We start from the raw sequence: 18,441 nt of genomic DNA, 5'->3' as shown, positions 1-18,441 counted from the left end.
TGGTCTTCGGGAAGCCAGTCCTCAATGGACTGGGGGAGTATGTACGGAGTCGCTCTGTCTACTGTCTGGAATCTGGTCACCATGCTCTTTCGCCGCCTTTGGTCGGGATGAGTCTATTTTATCCGATGTGGCCTAAGTCCGACAGGCTCCTAGTATAACTAGCCTCGATAAATATATGGATAGAAGCATTTCTGGACAGCCAGGATATGAGACCGCAGAAAGTGGAGACAACTGGTTTATGGGTTATGAAACGAGCGCTGACGTATCTACCGGAATTAAAACAAAGCTTTCTGATTCTGCAGAAGCAAATGGTTTAGTTGGGCCGGATTATGTAACAAAATATGCTGACAGTGACGCGAAGGTTTTCATGAGAGCACGCTAAATATGTTTAACCGGGGGCCTTCGGGCCCCCGCATTTCCACAGGGAAAGAGGGGGAATCAGCTCAATGAATACTGCGTGGGGCAGGGGATTACATTGTTCAAAACGTTCGGGCTTTACCCTTGTGGAACTTCTCATCGTCATTATCATCATCGGCATTCTCGCAGGGGCGATGCTCCTTGTGCGGCAAAGAGGCCAGGACAGTGCCGACGCCACGGTGATCATCAACGACCTTCGGACTATGAAGGCGGCGGCTCTTATGTTCGACGCCGACAACCCGAAGAGGGATCTCACTCCCCTCATTGGTGTGAATGCTATCAAGCACCTTGAAAAATTCATGGATCGACCTGTGGACGAGACACGGGACTTCCTCTACATTTTTCCCGACATGTCCGGCGGCGGCGGGGGTGGATCCATACCGACCTTTGAATTCAAATGGTATGTCCTGAGGATGCTCTACACACTTCCCCCCGGAGGCGGCATTCCCATGATGGCTACCGAGGGGTGCAAAAAGAAGCTGGCGGATATGGCAGAGAGCACGGCCCTTTTGGGAGGCTCTGACCCAAGCTCCTTTTTTACTGGAGGAACTGATCGTCCTTTCGTCGTCACTGATATGATCGTGGGCATGAGGGTAAAGTAAATACATTGCCCTGTCATTCCGAAAGGCGAAGCCTGATCGCGATCGCGCAGCACCCAAGCGAAGCGGAGGGAGCATCCCCGTAGGGGGGAATCTGGTTTTGAGGAGTTGTCGTCCTGAGCACAGCGAAGGACCTCGTTTTTAGTTCTTGGTTGTCCTAAGGGTGAGATCCTTTCGACATGGTCCCGGCCTCAGGATGACACAAAAGGTAATTGAGAACTCCAGAACCCAAAGCTGATCCTGACCCTCTCCAGGGAATCACGGTTTTTTAGGAAACTTGCTTTTGGGGTTAGAGAATCATGAGACACACAGTCCCAGTTCCGGGGATGAAAGAAGGGAGAGCGCAGTGAGAAAGAAACCGAAGGCTTTCGTTCGACAAAAGAGAAAGGCCTTTGCCCTTGCGGAGAGCATTATAGCCCTTCTTATCCTCGCCATAGCGCTCCTCGCTATGGCGTTGGTGCCAATTATGTCCTCAAAGCTGGCCCTGCAGACAGTACAGAAAGAACAGGCCCTCGTACTGGCCTATGAACGCCTGGACGCCCTCGAAGCCCTTAAACCTCAGTCGGCGGATATAACCAGCACTGACACGGTAGGAATGTACACCGTTTCTTTTGACCGTTCCCTTGCCAGAGGAAATGGTATCGTCCAGGTGTCCTGGGGAGGAATAACGCAGCCGTCAACGGTTACTCTTCAGCGCGACATGAGCGAAGAGTCTTATTTAACCGCTATTCAATACAAGGAGTAACGAAGAGATGACCAGGGAAAGAAAACGCAGAGGTTTTACGCTGGTAGAAATACTCGTCTCCATATTGATACTCGGTGTGGTCATGGGTGCCGTCATGACCCTCTTTTTCTCTGTGTTCGAGAGCTATCAGTTCCACCAGGACGTCATGGAAGCAAAACAGCGAGGCCATATCGCTCTTGCTTCCATTCAGCCCTTTGTTTCAGGAGCTGCTCTGGGGCTTCCGGCGGGGAAAACGGACTTTCAGAACGGTTTTTCGGCTAACCCACCCTTGTTTATTCTTGATAATGCATCCCCGAACAAGAAATTTTCCGGTCCGGTACAGCTTGCATCGGGGGATGTCGTTGTACCCGATGACACGACGGAGGGAACGGCTCTCTGGCTTGTGTACGGAGAACCTTCCGGCTTCGGGATCGAGCAGGATTATGAAGCAGACTCCACCGCACAGCAGATCGAGCTGACCGGTGTTTTAAAAGTAGAAGCCAACAGGAACGATACTACGAAAAGTTGGATCGTTTTTCCCGCAGGAATTTCTCCTCTTTATGTTTCTGCCGTCGACCCGGGAGACGGAAAAGTATTATCTGTGGCATCCAATAAAAGTCAGAAGATAAACGCCTTTGAAGAAGCCCATTACCTGAAGGCGGTCAAGATAAAAGTCAGCAGCGGAAACATGTACATTGAACGTTCCGACGGTTCAGGCAGTCAATCCGCTGTGGAGGGCGTCGAAGGTCTGTGGTGCGTTTTCAACCGTGACGGAAACAGGGTGCTCCAGGTTACTGTTCTTGCTCGCGGCGATACTGTACATGCCTCGGAATTGCAAAGTTCGATTGAGGGATGGCCGGCAGAGGCACCACAGCCTACGAACAGGCGATATAGGTACGCAACTGTAACCAGAAGCTGGAGGATACGAAATTGAAGAGCGCCGGGAGAAGTGAGAAAAAGAGAGCTGCCATGGCTCTTCCGCTGACCCTTATAGTTCTGCTCGTAGCAGGGGCGATGGTCGCTGTGTCTTTTGTCTTCATCGAAAACATGATGACCACTACCAAGATGAAGACTGATGATGAGTTCCGCCTCAATGCGGCCCTTGCCGGGCTCGAGAGGGGAAAGGCATGGCTCTACCAAAGGATTGCTTCTGATGATATACCGTCTTTGTCTGCACCGGGAGCAATCAACGCGGTAACCGCTTCAGAGTCATTTAAGGAACTCCTTGTATTGGATGGCGGTTCTGTACCGAACCCTACAATTTCTTTTTCTCTTGATGATGCCGAGGTCAATGTGCGTATTTACGACCTGGCATATGACTTCGGAGAAGCGCTGACATTTCAGCCGGGAATACCTCCGAGGATGTACAGGGCGAGGGAAGGGGGCAGCCTCAAGGCGGGGCAGTCCTATGCCAGTTCCAACGCCGCGGAAGGAAACCCCGGTTCCGGGTCTCCGGAATCAAAAATACTGAAGGCATATCTTGTCCGTTCGGAAGCTATTGTAAATAAAGGCGAAAAGGACGAAATGTCGAAAACCGTTGAACAGGCCATATTCGTTCAACCAAAATAATGTGAAACCCAGGAAGCCGGAGGTGAGCTTCATGAAGAATCTGAGGAAAAATAGAGCGACTGTTTTACAGTACATGATCTTTTTAGCGGGGCTGATTACGTTCTTGATTGCTCCCGCAAGTATCGCATTTGAACCCCAGACAAATGTTTTTTCGGCCCCGAAGAATCCTCCGGCAGGTTTTTCCCAGATCGTGGAGCCGAATGTCCTGTTGCTCATCGACACGAGCGGGTCCATGACGTTCTTTATGGACAATGACAGTTCCACTTATGGCGACGGAACTAATCCATACTACCTTAACGGCGCAAACAGACGATATTATGGTAGAGACTCAAATCCGGGACAGACAACCTCGGGTAACAATGACCCGTCAGTTGATTTCAATTATCATCCTCTGCTGCGGGAAATCCCGACCGACCAGATTCCGGATACAGATGACAGCTATACTGGTGTTTTCTCATACAAAATTGAAACCAAAACGGCCGAGAGATGGATACCTAATGAATGGGGCAAAGTAAGGGAAAACGAAGTTCCCCCGACTGTTCCCAGTTCTTATCAATGGCGATGGTACAATCCGTCAGGTACTGCTAACGACCGGTGGATTCTTCAAAGAAGACCCTCTTCAGGAGGGGGATTTTCTGATGTTCGGGATCAGGAGCAGGTCCCTTCACTCGGTCCAAATTACCGCTACATAGTCGACAGGCCTAATAATTCACCTTATTCATCCCAGGGACTGGAAATCATCCGTGTCCCCGGCCATACCGAGACCTATAATTATAATGGCTATACCTATAAATACCCGAACGACAGTCGGATGTACACGCTGAAAAACGTACTCTATCGCATACTTGGAGATCAGACTTTGGTAGGCGACCTGCGTCTTGCTCTATCCGCGTATTACCAGGATTACTATTCGTCAGGAAGCGGGGCGGACTGGTATAACTGGACCCCTTATGACGGCAGAACATCTCAAAGGATTACCTGGAAGTCAGATGGTACGAGGAGGGCGAGGCTGCACGAGGGATTTGCCTCCACTACAAAATCACCTGAGCATCTTGCAAAGATAAGGGAATGGTTCGACGGGTCAGAATCCTCCTCAAATCCTGAATTCAGGGCTGACGGCGGTACTCCCCTGGTCGCTTCAATTGTCAATTCAACTTCTGCCGTCGATTGCGCCCTTGATTTCTTTAAAGTGCGGGGCGCTACTCCCACAATTACTGAATGGTGCCAGGATAACTGGCTTATAGTCCTTACCGACGGTGAAGACAGTTATGAGAGTTACGCCAATACGGCCCTCGCAACAAGAACGCTTTATAATGCCAACCTTGGGGTGGAGAATGCCAGGCCTGTAAAAACCATGGTCATTGGAATGATCAATCCATCAACGCAAACGACGCTTGCATCGACCTTGAACAATATGGCCGACTACGGTGACGACGGTTTGTTGAACGGCAGCGCGACGGCGTTCTTCCCGCAGAACATGGCTGAACTGATGGAAGCCTTTAAAACTATATTCCAGACTATCCAGGACATCGCCGCCACGGGCAGCGCACCGCTGGTCAACCCTCCGAAGACGCTCGGGGGAGCCGGAAAAGTTTATTCTGCAGGATTCAAGCCAAAAATTGTGCAGCAATGGATGGGATTTCTTTCCAGTTACGTTATTTCCGGTGATGTTGTGACTCCTGATACGAACTGGGGAGTTGAGGGTGCAAGAGATGCCGGTGCTATTCTCGCGTCGAAAGGATACAACAACCGAAATATCTATACAGCGGATTGGGGTACCGGATCGGCAGGCAAAATTGTGACCAACCTGAAGGCCTTTTCCGACGTCAACTCGTCTGCTTTGAAACCCTTTTTTGCCGGGGATCTTTCGATAACTGATACTGCAATAAAGAAATTCATAAGATGGGTTCTGGGATCCGATGAATGGGATGAAACAGACGGAGATCAGCGCTGGAAACTGGGGGATCCGTATCATGTAGGCCTTGTGGAGGTCGGTGCTCCGCAAAGCCTGATAACCGACCCGCTGTACCGTGTATTCGCAGAGGATTCCACGGTAAAAATCAGGCCTCGTGTCGTGTATATGCATGCCAACGACGGCATGGTACATGCCTTCAATTCCGCCAACGGGAACGAGGAATGGGCTTTCATCCCTCCGAATGTTTTAAATTTCCCGAGGCTGATCGGGACCAAGCTGGGCAGTGACGATAAGCTGCGTGAAGTCAAGGAATCAGCACCCAAATATCTGCTGGACGGTCCTCTCGTAGCCGAAGACATCCTGTTGGACGGCAGTTATAAAACGGTACTTCTCGGCGGCCTGGGCCGAGCGGGGGCAGGACTCTATACCCTTGACATTACGGATCCCGCAAAACCCGAGTTCCTCTGGGCACTGGAAAATAATTGCTACTACAGCGGCGGGAACGGAGAAGGGATACTGCGAACGGAAAACAGTACCTTCATGAGATGGATCGGAGGGACGGGGACAGCATCCTCGACTCTCAGTTCAGTTGATTCTTCGTCCTCCTCTGTTCCGGGGAAGCTTCGCCTGACAGTAAGCACTCCGTTTATCGGAACCGTTGACCTTGAAAGCCTTTCAGGAATAGATACGAAATGGGTAGCCCTTTTTGGAGGCGGTGCGAAGAACAGTCCGCTTCTCGAAAATGACGAGGGCGGGAAATCAGTGATTGTCCTGGATATGAAGGATGGATCACTGGTGAAGGAAATTGTCCATAATGACCTCGGTTCTGTGGTGGCTCCCCTTGCAGTCGAAGCCGGGCCGCGGCCCATGAGGATACGGAAATACTATCTGGGAGATGACGTCGGCGCCATATTCGAGGGAGACTTGAGTTCATACGATTCAACGGAGTGGAACCTTGCGAAAGTTTTTACCCCGGGAGACGGTGCTGCAGTGGACGACTTGTTTACTATCCCCTACGCCCTTGAAGTCGGCATGATCAAAAACAGAAAGTGGCTTTTCTGGGGTACGGGAGACCCCGATTTCCTCTTCGGGGAAAAGGAAGGAAAGTGCTATGTGTTCGCCATGAACAGGAGCCTTGCCGGGGATTCCGCCTTTACATTGGCGAATCTTCCCCCGCTGGAAAATATCTCGGGTGATCAATACAACGATTCTGTCGCGGTTTCTACAAACGGATGGCGTTTGCCCTTAGGGACCGGAGAAATTGTTTCTACACCTCCTGTATTGTTCAGAGGGTATATTTTCTTTGCAACCTATACGGCAAATACGGATCCTTGTCTTGTCGGAAAAAGCAATTTTTACATTATGAAAGCGGATACAGGGTTAGGCGGTTTTGTAACCTACACAGGGGACGAGATTACTTCCTGGAAGAAAAACGTTACGCTGGATGCTACAAGGATCAGCGGAATTACAGTGACGGGCGGGAAAGTCTACGTTGGAGTAACGGCGTTTTCAAACGCTTCGAATCCGCAGACCGCTCTTGGCGGATTTACCGGAAACATAAGTCTCAGCGGAAATCTTCTCGTCTTTGATGTGCCAGAGAACATTATGACTGATGATTCCGGTGGTAGTTCGACCAAAACTGAGCCTGCGTACTGGAGGGACTGGAAACCATGAGAAAATTTATACTAGCGGCTGCGTTGGTTTCAATGATTCTTCTATTCGCTGTTCCTTGCTGTGCTGAGCAGCAAATTCGGGAAGATGTTTCTGGTTTCCTGAAAAAATTAGAAAGAACTCCACCGGAACTTGTGATAGCAACAGGATCGGGCGAACGGAAATTTTTCTGGATACCCGGACAGACTGTCTTTCTGGAGGAAAACACAGAAGAGTTGGAACCTGTTGCCTTTTTCAGAAAATACCACCATGCCGGTGTGACTCTTCTTTTTGAGAACAAAAAGCTTCTCCAGGTGAAAGCATCTTCGTTCTGATTTGTTCCAAAATTCCTTTTTGATTTGCTGAGATAAACTATACAGTTTTTACAATAAAAGCGTATAATGCAGTTACATTGAATTTCATCCATACAGGCGGGGAGGAAGTCGCGACATGGGCGCTTCGGCATTCTTCAAATCGCAGAACAGGGCGGCGCTTGCTTTACACGAAGATTACCTGCGGTACGTGGAACTGGACGGCGATCTTTCGGGGCTGAAGATGCGCCGCAAGGTCCAGACGGCCACCGGCGGCACGGCCATACGGAAGGATTCCCTCTCCGACGTGGGAGCTCTGCTTCCCGCCTTCGAGAACCTGGGCGGCAGCCTTGGCGGAGGCTTCAAAGCCCCTGTCACATTGGGAGTACCTTCCAGGGATATCCTGATCAGGGTCATCGAGATGCCCGCGATGGAGATGGAGGACGCCAAAGAGGCGCTGAAGTGGGACTTCGAGAAGTTCTTCCCCTACGCGTTCTCGGACGCGGCCGTTGATATCGCCCGGGTGGACAACCCGGTGAACCTCGAAGGCGGCAAGATGTCGGTCCTGGTGGCGGCGTGCAGGCTCCGGACGGTGGAGTCCCTGATGAGAGTGGCTTCTTCGGCGGGTATGACCCTGGCGGGCATCGAACCCCTGAATGTGGCCATGTTCAGGGCAGGCCTCGGGCCTGTATCGGCCTACGCCGAGGGGTACCTTTCCATCTTCGCCGAGAAGGAAGTTACCCAGCTCGTGCTGGGCTACAAGGACAACGGCATCCTGTACAGGACGTCCCTCATCGACATCCCCACCGTAGGGGAGGGGGAGCGGGATTATGGGCCCCTCGTCCGGGAGATAGGCAATACCCTTACCTTCGTCAAGAACCAGTATCGCGAACTGGTGGTCGATCTGCTTATGCTTGGAGGTGGATACGGGAAGGACAGCAGGCTGCAGGAGGCTCTCGAGGCTGCAACGGGGCTGAAGACGCTGAAGATGAACGTGTGGGAGACCTGGGGCATTGCGGAACCCGACGACGGCAACAGCGGTTGGGAAGCGGCCATCGGATTGGCGGTGAGGGATTTACTATGAAGGTGAAACTGGACCTGCGGCCCCGCTCACTGGTGGAGGCCCGCAGAAGAAAGGTGAATGCCGCGAGGGTTCTGCTGGTGTCGCTTTTCCTTGCCTTTGTCCTGGTTGGGGGAGTGACCTTCGGCCTTGCCTTCCTGAAGGTGAGCGGAATGGGCGCCCAGGTGGCCATGCTGAACGACCAGGTGGCCATTCAGCAGGCGCAGAACCTGAAGATGTCCAACGAGATCAAGCGGCTCGCCGGCGTGGAGGCGGTGTATGTTTCGGCCCTGAAGCTGCTGCAGGAAGAGCTTCCGGCCCTGGAGTTCCTGAACTCCATCGAGACGTCCCTCCCCCTGGGGGTGTGGATTTCCTCCGTGACGGTGGTCCCGGGGAAGGCCACCATCAAGGGCAACGCCTACGTTGAGAACGATGTGGTGGAGTTCGCCAAGGGGCTTCTGGACGCGGGCGTGGTGGCCACGGTTGATTTCCCGGTGACCACCAGGGTGGTCAAAAACCAGGAATCCATGGTTGATTTCACCCTTTCGTGCATGCTCAGGGATCTCGCCGGCATTTCGGCAAGAACTCCCGGGGAAGGAGGGGGAATCCGGTGAACTCGGCAAAGAAGGACGGACTGTTTTTTCTTATTTTTCTTCTCATCGTGGGCGGTCTCGCCTACGGACAGTATTTTTACATCAACGAAATGAAGGGCCTGAAGACCGAGATTCGCGAACTCAAGACCCGGAGCATGAAACTGGACCAGCAGGCGCGGGAGCAGATGAAGCAGATCGACGTCTACAAGAGGGCCATCGCCCAGCTTGAGAAATACCAGCTCGGCATTCCTGAGAACGAGGTCGATTTCTACGCATGGGTACAGCAGGAGCTGACCAAGAACGGCGTCAGGAGCAACGTGGTGAAGCCGGCGAACACTCCTGCGGGCAGAAGCGGCGTGCAGATCGATTTCGAGGGTCCCTATTACTCTTTCGTCAGAACCCTTGCGGACTGGCGGAACCTGAAGGTGGCGGTGCGCGTGGCGTCCGTTGCCATGAACTCCGTGGACGGGGAGAACGCGAAGGGCGTCGCGGTCATCCAGTCCGTCCTGAAGAAGTAGGTGATGGCCGTGGTTGACGAACTCCGCAGCGAAGGATTCACCTCCAGGCTCGTGGCCGGGGAAGGCGGATACCGCATTCTGAGGACCATAGCGGTGCTGTTGCTCCTTGCGGGATGCGGCTGGTCGGGGTATATGTTCCGCCAGTATATTGAACTGAACCATGAGGAGCCCATCACCATCCCGCCCATCGAGAGCCAGTCGGAAAAAGACGCCCAGCGGCTGGACAAGGTGATCGGCGATTTCAGGACCGCGGTGGATACCCGCACCCGGAGCCTTACCCTTGCGAGCGCGGTTATCGAGGCTTCACGGCAGCCCTTCATCCCCACCATGAAGGTGACGGTAGCCTCCCAGGCGGTCGGCGAGGGTTCGGTGACGGTGGGCGGCGAGGACCAGGTCATACCCACCTACGTGCGGGAGAAGATTCCGCCCATCATGTTCGTCCGGGCAATCATGGTCGCGGGCAAGCAGTCCATGGCCATCATGGATATCGAGGGAGTGGGCACGGGGATCATTGTACGAAGCGGATACTCCTTCAGCAACGGCGAGGGGAAGGTCGTCCGGATAGGGCCGGACAAGGTGACGGTCAACTGGTCCGGAAAGAATCTGGACCTCGCTCCGGGACTCTAGAGGGGGATTTTATACTATGAGAACGTTGTCGAAGATATTCATCCTTTTGGTGTTCGCACTGGTCGGTTTCGGGGCATTTTCGGCTGATTTTCCTGCACTGGCCGAAGAAAAGCCCTCCTATGCCCATCTGCCTCCCGTGGGCGGGCTCATGGTCCGCCAGCTCGGTTCCGACAGCATCATCGTCGAGCTGAAGGGAACGTCTCTTCCTCTTCCCGAGGTGGATACCCTTGGCACGGACATGGTCACTTTCACCCTTGCCGGGGCCTATCTGCCCGCCGTGAAGTGGGAACGGGATTTCGGACTTCCCCTTGTGGGTCTTGTCCGGGCGGACCAGAGCGGGGAGAACGTGGTCTTCAAGATGCGGGTGAGTTCCCCCATGTCGCTGAAGGGCATGGAGGGGAAGGCCCCCTCGAACAGGTATGTGCTGCGCCTCAGCACCTCGGGGTTCGTGGAGCGGGAGAACATCCAGGCTGATCTTCTGAAGCCCCAGGCCCCTGCGGCGCCCGTGGCGGGAGACCCCTTCACTCAGACCGTTCCGGTAACCCTCGACCTTCGGGACGTGGAGCTCCGGGACGTCTTCCGGATGCTGGGGGCCTACGCCAACATGAACATCGTGGCGGATCCCTCGGTGCCCAACACGCTGGTAACCATGACCCTGAAGGGCGTGCCCCTGAACGAGGCCATGGGGTACATGATGCGGATGTACGGCATGAGCTACGCCATCATGGGAAAGACCATCATCGTCGGTACGCCCGACAGCATCGGGCGGACCACCGGCAAGGAGTCCACCAGGCAGTACCGCATCGCCTACGCTGACATGAAGTCCGTGGGCGGCCTGGTGCAGGGCCTCGCCGGAGTCAGCAAGGTGGTTATCGACGAACGGCTGCGGACTCTCTACGTTTCCGGCAGGCCGGAGCAGTTCCTCGAGGTGGAAAGGGTGCTGCAGCAGGTTGACCATCCGGGCAGGCAGGTCATGTTGCAGGCCAGGATCATCGAGGTGACCGACAGCGGCAAGGAAGAGCTGGAGACCATCATCGACGCGGTGTACAACCAGTGGTGGTTCAACTACAGCTCCGCCGGAGCCGGAACGGGCTACGTCTATGCCGACCAGCCCGCCAACTACAACCCGAAGACGGGAGACAACCGCCCGGCGCCCCTGGCGCCCATCACCGGCGACGGCCTGAAGAACATCGCCTCGGGCAACCTGACCAAGCTGCTCGATTTCGGTCTGCGGGCCCTGGTGACCAAGAACAAGGGCAAGGTGCTTGCCGACCCGTCCATCATCACCATCGACGGCAAGAAGGCGGTCATCAAGCTGGTGGAGAACTACCCCTACATTTCCGAGCGCGACGAGGCGGGCAACCCCACCTGGAGCGAGAAGGAAGTGGGCCCCATCCTGGAGTTCACTCCCGTAGTCGGCCGCGACAAGATGGTTTCCATCGAACTGAAGATCGAGACGGGCGAGATTATCGGCACCTACCGGGGCCAGGCGGGCGAACAGTTCCCCCAGACCACGAACCGGGAAGTCACCACCAATATCCGTGTCCGTGACGGCGAGCCCTTCGTGGTGGGCGGTCTGTACAAGGACCAGGAGAAGATCGAAAGGCACAGGGTTCCCCTGCTGAGCGACATTCCCCTCCTGGGAGAGCTGTTCAAGTACAAGTCGGAAACCAGGGACAAGACGGAAGTGGCCATGATCGTCATTCCCTACATCCTTGAGATCCCTGACACCACGGTGGAGAAGCTCGTTCTGAAATAGGCTGGTGCACACTGCGCCCTCCGGGTTCCTCCGGAGGGCGTGTTTTTTTGATGGTTGCCTTTTGTTCTGTCATCCTGAGGAGCGGGTTTTGCGACGAAGGATCTGTTCTTGGTTCTGGGTTTTCTCAAAAGCGAGATCCTTCGCTCCGCTCAGGATGACAGCAAAACAAGATTCCTCGCTCTGCTCAGGGTGAAATAATCGCTGTCATCCTGAGGAGCGGGTTTTGCGACGAAGGATCTCGGGGTTGAGGCTGTTGAGAGTCAAGAGCAGATCCTTCCCCTCCGGGGACGCGATCGCTCCGCTCAGGATGACACCAAAACAAGATTCCTCTGCTCAGGGTGAAACAATCGTTGTCATCCTGAGGAGCGGGTTTTGCGACGAAGGATCTCGGGGTTGATTCGGGGTTGAGGAGCTTTAGAATCAAGAGCAGATCCTTCCGGCGGAAAAGCACGCCGTCAGGATGACAGGCAAAGGGCAAACTTGCGCGATCGCTCCGCTCAGGATGACAGCAAAATCGAGGTTTATGCGACGATCGCGTCCCCGGAGGGGAGGAATCTCGGGCTTGCCCTTGTTTGTCATCCTGAGGAGCGGGTTTTGCGACGAAGGATCTCGGGGTTGATTCGGGGTTGAGGAGCTTTAGAATCAAGAGCAGATCCTTCCGGCGGAAAAGCACGCCGTCAGGATGACAGGCAAAGGGCAAACTTGCGCGATCGCTCCGCTCGGAATGACAACAGGGCTCCGCTCGGGATGACAGCCCAAACAAAAGCCTTCCGTAGCGCAGGAACCAAGTTGCCTGTATAATGTGAAAGGTTTTGGGGTCGGTTCGCCCCCGGCGGAATACCCCTTGATTTTACTTTAATTTGCTGTACATTGTGGGAGGTTGGGTGTTATGGCGCAGGTTGTGGATACCTCGGATTTCTACACGGGGATGAAGATCCGCTGGCAGGAAGGCATCTGGGAAGTTATCGATTTTCAGCACCACAAGATGGGGCGCGGCGGGGCCACCGTCCGGACGAAGATGAAAAACCTCGAGTCCGGCTCTATCATCGAGAACTCCTTCCGGTCCGGCGAACGGTTCGAACGGATCATTTTCGACGAGAAACCCGCCCAGTTCAGCTACATGAGCGGCGACGACTACATCTTCATGGATCTTTCCACCTATGACGAGCTCCCCATCACCAGGGAAGTCCTGGGTACGGTGGCGGACTATCTTGTGGAGAACATGGAGGTCCAGATCGAGTTCTTCGAGGGAAAGATCATGGGGATCGAGATTCCCAAGAGCGTGGAGATGAAGGTGATCGACACTCCTCCCGGCTTCAAGGGCGATACCGTCTCGAGCAGCGGCAAGCCTGCAAAGCTCGAAACGGGCATCACCATCACCGTTCCTCTCTTCATCAACGTGGATGATACAATTATCGTCGACACCCGCACAGGTCAGTATCTCGAGCGGGCAAAAAAATAAGACGGACAAAGGGAGGTAATGAAGATGAGCGCACGGGAGAAAATAGCCTATCTCAAGGGGCTGCTTGACGGTTTGGGTCCTGTGAAGGATGAGGGGCAGAACAAGATTTTCGCCGGCTTGGTGGATGCTCTCGACGCGCTTTCCCAGGAAGTCGCCGAACAGGGCGTGCTGATCGAGGAGCAGAGAGATCTTTACGAGGACCTGGCGGATGACTGCGCCCTTCTCGACGAGGACCTCGACGCGCTGGAAAGAGCCTTCGCGGAGTGCAGCGGAGAGGTCTACGGCGACGAAGAGGACGAGGATGACGAGGATGAGGACGAAGACGAAGACGAGGATACTTTCGACGAGAGCTATCTTTCGGTGACGTGCCCGTCCTGCGGATATATCTTCTATTACCAGCCCGAGGAGTACGAAGAGGACGAAGCCCTTCAGTGCCCAGGCTGCGGAAAGGAATTCCCGCAGCAGAACCGGTAAATCACCACGCAATTCAGGAAGGGAGGTCTCGCAATGAGTGAGATGTACAAATCGCAGGAACCGGAAATGGACGAAATCGGACGGCCGGAAGGCGGACTGAGCGAGATGGCTGAACAGGGAGGTCCCGACGAGATTTCTTCTGTGAACGGCAGCATCCATATCAGCGAAGAAGTGATCATGGAGCTGGCCAAGAAGACCCTTACAACAATTCCCGGCGTGCAGCCGGCGAGCCCCGGAATAGCCTCAAAGCTCGGCATCGGCAGAAAGGCCAGCGACGGTATCCGCGTTTCCGTGGAGGACAAGTTCCCCCCCGTGGTGACCGTGGACGTCTATTTGCTGGTGAAATACGGTCTTCGCATTCCTGACGCCGCGTGGGATGTGCAGGAAGCAATCAAGAAGACCCTTGAGCAGTTTACCGGCTATGATGTCAAGGCCGTGAACATTAACGTCCAGGGTATTTACTTCCAGGACAAGCCCATTCCGGCGCCTGCCCCCGAGCCTGCGCCCGAAGAAGAGAAGCCCGCGGCGTACGAGCCTCCCGTGAGTGTGTCGGAACCCTTTGTCGATGCTGAGGACGAAGAGGAGACCGAAACGGCCGTGAAGCCGGAAAAGCCGGGAAAAGCCGAAAAAGTCGAGAAACCGATTCCGCCCGAGGTGGAACAGCTTTAGCGAAGGACCTTGAGAGGGCCGGCCCTCCTTTATGTATGACCGGCCCTTCTCCTTATAGGGGTGGTGGATATGTACTTATTCTGGAAGCGGAATACCCTCGGCGGCGTGTCGGTCTCTGCGGCGGGGATGCGGCAGTTCGTCAGGCGATACCTGACGAAGCCTTTCAACTGTGATCTCGTTTCCCTTCCCGCAGGCGAGGATTGTCTTTATGTCATGCTCTCCTACCCCAAGGGGCAGACCCCTCCCGGCATGGAAACGGCCGAGGGGAGGATTCGCAGAGAGCTGGAGAAACTGGGTTTCTCCGTGAGGATATCATGGGTCGAGGTGGAGAAAACTCCCTTCGATCCGGTGGCAGAACTGTCCGCCCTCGCCAGGAAGCCCCTGGCATGGGCTCTGCTCGGCGCGGCGATCGCCGTGCTGTTCATGGTAGGTTTTCGGCCCTTCTTCTGGACCCTTTTCTGGGGGGCGGTTTTTTATTTTGGCACCGTTTTTCTTATGTCCGAGAAAGGCGAGCGGATTCTGGAGAAACTGAAGGGCATTGCTGGGAGGTAATGGATTGATTCGCACGTTTTTGCCGCAGAAGCGTCATCGTTCCCGGGAGATGGCGCTTCAGCTGTTGTATTCGCTGGATCTGCGCAGGGGCCAGACCCCGGAACAGGCGCTGGAGCTTTTTCCCGCGGAGGATGACCCGGAGATTCAGGAATATGCCCGAATTTTGACATGCGGCGCGTGGGAACGGCGGAGGGAGATCGACGATCTCATCCGGGAACACGTCACGGGCTGGCGGCCCGAACGGATGCTGGCGGTGGACAGGGCGGCTCTCAGGATGGCCATTTTCGAGTCGGTCATGTCGAACATGATCCCCATTCCTGTGGCGATCTCGGAGGCCGTGGAGCTCGCCAAGACCTTCGGTGCCGAGGAGTCCGGAAAATTCGTCAACGGCGTGCTGGGCCGCATTGTCCGGGCTCTGTATCCCGAAGGCACGGACGGAGGATCGGAAGCGAAGGAACAGGAGCTGCCCCATGACGGAACGGAAACTCCACCAGCTGACAGTTGACGAACTGACGTTCCGCATTTCGTCCCTTCTGCTTCAGGACCCCGTCCTGCAGTCGGTGGTCGTGAAGGGGGAACTGGCGGAGCTGAAGAAGCATACCAGCGGCCACGTCTACTTTACGCTCATGGGCGGGGAGAGCCGTATTTCCTGCGCTCTCTTCCGGAATTATCTCCCCTATGTTCCCCAATGGCCCCGAAACGGCGACGAAGTCCTTGCCGAAGGGGCCGTTTCATTGTATCCCCCCCGGGGAGCCTACCAGCTCATCGTCCGCCGCCTGATGCCTCTCGGGCAGGGAGCCGCGGAACGGGCCCGGCTCGAACTTGAACAGCGGCTGGAAGCAGAAGGGCTTTTCGACGTGCGGCTCAAGCGTCCTTTGCCGCTATTTCCCGAAAAGGTCGCCGTGGTGACCTCCCGCACGGGGGCCGCCCTCCGGGACGTGATTGCGGTGGCGGGAAAGCGGATGCCTTCCTGCGCCCTGGTGGTGGTTCCGGCCCAGGTGCAGGGGTACGAGGCGCCCGGGGAGATCTGCTCGGCCCTCGCGAATGCCGGAAGGGTTGAAGGGGCCGAGTGCGTCCTCCTGGTTCGGGGCGGAGGCAGCAGGGACGACCTCACTCCCTTCGACGACGAGCGGGTGGTCCGGGCGGTCCGGAACTGTCCCCTTCCTGTGGTATCCGGCGTGGGGCACGAAATCGACGAGACCCTGAGCGACAGGGCGGCGGACGTCCGGGCGGCGACCCCGTCGGCAGCGGCGGAGCGGGTTTTTCCCGACTCGGCTGATATTCTTGTCTCCCTCGCCCAGAAGCACCGCCTTCTCCGGTCGGCCATGGACAGGGAAGTCCGGTCCTTTGAAAAGGACCTGGCCTCCTTTCAGGACAGGGGAAGGACCGTGGCGGAACGGGAAATCGCCCTCCGGGTTTCCGGCGCTGAGTTGTTCGCCTCCAGGCTCGGGGCTGCGGGAGCAAGGGCCGTGGCTGCTGCCGGGGAACGGATCGCCGCTCTCGGTGCGTCCATGAACAGCCTCTCGCCCCTGAAGGTCTTCGACCGGGGGTACAGCCTCTGCGAAAAGGACGGAGTACCCGTGACCTCCGCCGGAATGCTCTCGGAAGGCGACGGGGTAAACCTGCGGTTCGCCGACGGCGACGCCGCTGCGATAGTGTCGGGGGTGTCTTTGCGAAGGCAGCGGGGAGCGTAACCGGTGCCCTTCTGAGCGAAGGGTTTTGTCATCCCGAGCGGAGCGATCGCACAGCATCCCCGGAGGGGAAGGATCTGTTCTTGATTCTTGACAGTCCTCAAGCCGAGATCCTTCGTCGCTGCGCTCCTCAGGATGACAAAGCGGGTGCCATCCCGAGCGAAGCGGGATCCATGCTTGTCATCCTGAACGAAGTGATCGCGTCCCCGGAGGGGAAGGATCTGCTCTTGTTTCTGGAGGAGCCTCACCCCGAGATCCTTCGGCCAAAAACCGGCCTCAGGATGACAAAGAGGGTGCCATCCCGAGCGAAGCGGGATCCATGGTTGTCATCCTGAGCGAAGTGATCGCGTCCCCGGAGGGGAAGGATCTGCTCTTGATTCTTGACAGTCCTCAACCCGAGATCCTTCGTCGCTGCGCTCCTCAGGATGACAAAGCGGGTGCCATCCCGAGCGAAGCGGGATCCATGCTTGCCATCCCGAGCGAAGCGATCGCGTCCCCGGAGGGGAAGGATCTGCTCTTGATTCTTGACAGTCCTCAACCCGAGATCCTTCGTCGCTGCGCTCCTCAGGATGACAAAGAGGGTGCCATCCCGAGCGAAGCGGGATCCATGCTTGTCATCCTGAACGAAGTGATCGCGTCCCCGGAGGGGAAGGATCTCGCAGTTGAGAGCTCCAGGTTTTGCTTGTCATCCTGAGCGGAGCGAAGGATCTGCTCTTGATTCTTGACAGTCTTCAACCCGAGATCCTTCGTCGCTGCGCTCCTCAGGTTGACAGATAAATAACGCTCCTCAGGATGACAAACAAAGACAATCAGCTTTCACAAGGAGGTTTCTCATGGTTCCTCCGGTTTTGTACTGGAAAAACAACCGGCTTTATATTCTCGACCAGCGGGTGCTTCCCGGTGCGGTGATGTTCCTCGAATGCACCACCGCCGACGACGTGGCCGTGGCCATTGAGACCCTCGCCGTCCGGGGCGCGCCTGCCATCGGCATAGCCGCCGCCTTCGGCGTCGCCATGGCGTCCAGGGACGGGCGGACGGCGGCCCTGGACGCGTCCATGCGCCTTGTACGGACCCGCCCCACGGCGGTGAACCTCTTCTGGGCTCTCCGCCGGATGGAGGAAACCATGGCCTCCCTTCCCGACGACGGCCTTTTCGAGAATCTCCTCGCCGAAGCGGGGATGATCCTCGCCGACGACCTGGAATGCAACCGGGCCATGGGCAGGGCCGGGGCCGAACTGCTTCCGCCGGCATGCACTGTGATCACCCACTGCAATGCCGGGGCACTGGCCACGGGGGGCCATGGAACGGCCCTGGGGGTCATCCGCTCCGCCCGGGAGGCGGGGAAGGACGTAAAGGTCTTTTCCTGCGAGACCCGCCCCGTGCTGCAGGGAGCCCGCCTCACGGTATGGGAGCTTCTCGAGGACGGTTTCGACGTGACCCTCATCTGCGACAATATGGCCGGAAGCCTGATGAAGAAGGGCGGAATCGACGCCGTAATCGTCGGCGCCGATCGAATCGCCGGAAACGGCGATACGGCCAACAAGATCGGTACCTATCCCCTGGCGGTGCTCGCCCGTCATCACGGCATCCCCTTTTACGTGGCGGCGCCGCTGACCACCATAGACCCTGGCCTCCCCTCGGGACGGGAGATCCCCATCGAGGAGCGGAAGGCCGAGGAAGTGAAGCGCCTTCCGGGAGGCGGCATGCTCCCCGACGACTATACCGTGTGGAACCCGGCCTTCGACGTGACGGACGGCGACCTCATATCCGCCGTCATTACCGAAAAGGGTGTGCTTCGGCCGCCCTACGGCCCGGCCATATCGGCTCTTTTCCCCAAGGAGGACTAAAGTC

General features: G+C 56.2%; 20 protein-coding genes. All 20 read left to right on the top strand.

The annotated features are described in order from the left end of the window. The first annotated feature begins 175 nt into the window (after positions 1-175). The 20 genes from C8D99_RS15415 (at position 176) to mtnA (ending at position 18,437) form a co-directional block, all read left to right on the top strand. On the top strand, positions 176-382 hold the full coding sequence (locus C8D99_RS15415) for a hypothetical protein (RefSeq protein WP_208321128.1): 207 nt from the start codon (positions 176-178) through the stop codon (positions 380-382). 64 nt (positions 383-446) lie between these two features. Then, on the top strand, positions 447-1,019 hold the full coding sequence (locus tag C8D99_RS07985) for a prepilin-type N-terminal cleavage/methylation domain-containing protein (protein ID WP_133957604.1): 573 nt from the start codon (positions 447-449) through the stop codon (positions 1,017-1,019). 343 nt (positions 1,020-1,362) lie between these two features. Continuing rightward, positions 1,363-1,761, top strand: a complete 399-nt coding sequence (locus C8D99_RS07980; protein ID WP_133957603.1) for a hypothetical protein — start codon at positions 1,363-1,365, stop codon at positions 1,759-1,761. Positions 1,762-1,768: 7 nt separating this feature from the next. Beyond that, positions 1,769-2,674, top strand: a complete 906-nt coding sequence (locus C8D99_RS07975; RefSeq protein ID WP_133957602.1) for a PilW family protein — start codon at positions 1,769-1,771, stop codon at positions 2,672-2,674. Further along, entirely contained in the window at positions 2,671-3,309 is a 639-nt protein-coding gene (locus tag C8D99_RS07970) for a hypothetical protein (protein WP_133957601.1), read from the top strand. The genes C8D99_RS07975 and C8D99_RS07970 overlap by 4 nt, the downstream gene beginning before the upstream one ends. Before the next feature lie 31 nt (positions 3,310-3,340). After that, a complete protein-coding gene (locus tag C8D99_RS07965; RefSeq protein WP_133957600.1) occupies positions 3,341-6,898 on the top strand; it encodes a pilus assembly protein in 3,558 nt (1,185 codons plus the stop codon). Beyond that, positions 6,895-7,209 (top strand): hypothetical protein, encoded by a 315-nt coding sequence (locus C8D99_RS07960; protein WP_133957599.1) that lies wholly within the window; start codon positions 6,895-6,897, stop codon positions 7,207-7,209. Before C8D99_RS07965 ends, C8D99_RS07960 begins: the two co-directional genes overlap by 4 nt. Positions 7,210-7,324: 115 nt before the next feature. After that, positions 7,325-8,269 (top strand): type IV pilus biogenesis protein PilM, encoded by a 945-nt coding sequence (gene pilM / locus C8D99_RS07955; RefSeq protein WP_133957598.1) that lies wholly within the window; start codon positions 7,325-7,327, stop codon positions 8,267-8,269. Beyond that, positions 8,266-8,859, top strand: a complete 594-nt coding sequence (locus C8D99_RS07950) for a PilN domain-containing protein (protein ID WP_133957597.1) — start codon at positions 8,266-8,268, stop codon at positions 8,857-8,859. Before pilM ends, C8D99_RS07950 begins: the two co-directional genes overlap by 4 nt. Next, complete coding sequence (locus C8D99_RS07945; RefSeq protein WP_133957596.1) at positions 8,856-9,356, top strand: hypothetical protein; 501 nt, start codon at positions 8,856-8,858, stop codon at positions 9,354-9,356. Before C8D99_RS07950 ends, C8D99_RS07945 begins: the two co-directional genes overlap by 4 nt. A 3-nt stretch (positions 9,357-9,359) precedes the next feature. Next, entirely contained in the window at positions 9,360-9,983 is a 624-nt protein-coding gene (locus tag C8D99_RS07940; RefSeq protein ID WP_133957595.1) for a hypothetical protein, read from the top strand. A gap of 16 nt (positions 9,984-9,999) precedes the next feature. Continuing rightward, positions 10,000-11,742, top strand: coding sequence for a type II secretion system protein GspD (locus C8D99_RS07935; protein WP_133957594.1), 1,743 nt, complete (start codon positions 10,000-10,002; stop codon positions 11,740-11,742). Positions 11,743-12,631: 889 nt separating this feature from the next. Next, entirely contained in the window at positions 12,632-13,204 is a 573-nt protein-coding gene (gene efp, locus C8D99_RS07930; RefSeq protein WP_133957593.1) for an elongation factor P, read from the top strand. Between the two features lie 24 nt (positions 13,205-13,228). Then, on the top strand, positions 13,229-13,678 hold the full coding sequence (locus C8D99_RS07925; RefSeq protein WP_133957592.1) for a CD1247 N-terminal domain-containing protein: 450 nt from the start codon (positions 13,229-13,231) through the stop codon (positions 13,676-13,678). A gap of 33 nt (positions 13,679-13,711) precedes the next feature. Beyond that, the gene (locus C8D99_RS07920) at positions 13,712-14,347 is read left to right on the top strand and encodes an Asp23/Gls24 family envelope stress response protein (protein ID WP_243833867.1); all 636 of its coding nucleotides are present in this window, start codon (positions 13,712-13,714) and stop codon (positions 14,345-14,347) included. Between the two features lie 69 nt (positions 14,348-14,416). Next, positions 14,417-14,899 carry a hypothetical protein gene (locus C8D99_RS07915; RefSeq protein WP_133957591.1) on the top strand — a complete coding sequence of 161 codons (483 nt, stop codon included), beginning with the start codon at positions 14,417-14,419 and terminating at the stop codon, positions 14,897-14,899. Next, complete coding sequence (gene nusB, locus C8D99_RS07910) at positions 14,886-15,404, top strand: transcription antitermination factor NusB (RefSeq protein WP_338024426.1); 519 nt, start codon at positions 14,886-14,888, stop codon at positions 15,402-15,404. Before C8D99_RS07915 ends, nusB begins: the two co-directional genes overlap by 14 nt. Next, positions 15,370-16,593 carry an exodeoxyribonuclease VII large subunit gene (gene xseA / locus C8D99_RS07905; RefSeq protein ID WP_133957589.1) on the top strand — a complete coding sequence of 408 codons (1,224 nt, stop codon included), beginning with the start codon at positions 15,370-15,372 and terminating at the stop codon, positions 16,591-16,593. Before nusB ends, xseA begins: the two co-directional genes overlap by 35 nt. A 316-nt stretch (positions 16,594-16,909) precedes the next feature. Further along, positions 16,910-17,284 (top strand): hypothetical protein, encoded by a 375-nt coding sequence (locus tag C8D99_RS07900; RefSeq protein ID WP_133957588.1) that lies wholly within the window; start codon positions 16,910-16,912, stop codon positions 17,282-17,284. A 139-nt stretch (positions 17,285-17,423) separates the two neighbouring features. Beyond that, the gene (mtnA, locus tag C8D99_RS07895; RefSeq protein WP_133957587.1) at positions 17,424-18,437 is read left to right on the top strand and encodes an S-methyl-5-thioribose-1-phosphate isomerase; all 1,014 of its coding nucleotides are present in this window, start codon (positions 17,424-17,426) and stop codon (positions 18,435-18,437) included. Positions 18,438-18,441: the final 4 nt, after the last annotated feature.

Origin of the sequence: Aminivibrio pyruvatiphilus, from assembly GCF_004366815.1 — a bacterium.
Lineage (GTDB): Bacteria > Synergistota > Synergistia > Synergistales > Aminobacteriaceae > Aminivibrio > Aminivibrio pyruvatiphilus.
This window is presented reverse-complemented; position numbering and strand designations above follow the sequence as displayed.